The sequence below is a fragment of the Polaromonas sp. P1_E1_2 genome, from assembly GCF_056406035.1.
The window spans coordinates 1-1,321 of record NZ_JBFUAZ010000856.1; the positions used below are offsets into that span (position 1 = coordinate 1).

Annotated in this window: 2 protein-coding genes; one reads left to right on the forward strand and one right to left on the reverse strand. The window is 59.5% G+C overall.

The annotated features are described in order from the left end of the window. Positions 1-894: glutamine--fructose-6-phosphate aminotransferase (locus AC1D1P_RS23540; protein ID WP_477674670.1), on the reverse strand; the 894-nt coding region annotated here is incomplete at its 3' end. 133 nt (positions 895-1,027) lie between these two features. Between AC1D1P_RS23540 and AC1D1P_RS23545 the strand changes: the two genes are divergently transcribed. Then, positions 1,028-1,321: Lrp/AsnC family transcriptional regulator (locus AC1D1P_RS23545; protein ID WP_477674671.1), on the forward strand; the 294-nt coding region annotated here is incomplete at its 3' end.

Here is a 1,321-nt window from a genome sequence, read left to right on the forward strand (position 1 = left end):
GTCCTTGAACACGCGGTAAGCCTCGTCGCCGAACAGCTCGGGAACGATGCCTTCSACGCCTTCGAGCGTGTCGGCAATSGCGCGCGGCTGCTCRAARATTTCTTTYTGCATGTAGTGGCGRTACGGGCCSAGYTCKGCGGCGCCGCTGTGGGCSTGCACGGTYTTGACTTCGCGCAGGACGGCTTTGCCTTCTTTGTTGAGTACCCAGTACTTGCCGAGCTGGATGTCAACCATATCGCCTTCTTCGAGGTACACGATCTGGTCCGTCACGCCGGCCAGGGCCATGGCGTCGCTGGCCAGGAAGTTTTCGGTCTTGTCCTTGCCAACGCCCAGGATCAGCGGCGAGCCGGCGCGCGCGCCGACGACGCGGTGCGGTTCGTCCTTGCAGAAGGCAGCGATCGCGTAGGCGCCGTGCAGTTGCGCGACGGTGGCCTTGAGGGCTTCGAACAAATCGCCGTCGTACAGGCTGTCCATCAAATGCACGATGACTTCGGTGTCGGTCTGGCTGTCGAAGACATAGCCCTTGGCCTTGAGGCCGGCGCGCAGCTCTTCGTAGTTTTCGATGATGCCGTTGTGCACCAGTGCAACCTTGCCTGCGCGCGCCGTGGCGCCCGCGCCGCTGCCGTGGCTGAAATGGGGGTGGGCGTTGTGAACGACTGGCGCGCCATGTGTGGCCCAGCGGGTGTGGGCAATGCCGGTGACGCCTTCGAGTTTGTCGGCGCTCACCTGCTCCTGCAACTCGGCCACGCGCGACGTGCTGCGAGCGCGCTTCAGGCCGCCGGCGTACACCGCAACACCGCAGGAGTCATAACCGCGGTATTCGAGGCGCTGCAAACCCTGCACCAGGATGGGAACGATATTTCGGGTCGAAACGGAAGCAACAATGCCGCACATGAAGGTCTCCTGAAGATCAATGCGGTGATGCTACGTACTTACAGTTTTCCAATGTGATCTATTTTTACAATAAAATGGAATTTAATTTCATTATTTGCACAGTATTGAATTAAATTTCATTTATATTTCATTAATGGAACAAATACTCATTGACGATATCGACGTGAAGCTGCTGGACAGCCTGCAAACCGATGCCTCACTGAGCAACCAGGCGCTGGCCGAACGCGTCTATATCTCGCCGCCGACCTGCTTGCGCCGCGTGAAACGCCTGCGCGATGCCGGGCTGGTGGAACGTGAAATCGCGCTGCTCAGCCCCGACAAGCTGGCCGCCCTCACCGGCCACGGGCTGACGGCGCTGGTGGAGATCACGCTGGATCGCCAGGGCACGGAACATCAAGAGGCATTTGAAACGAGGGTGGTGCAGGAC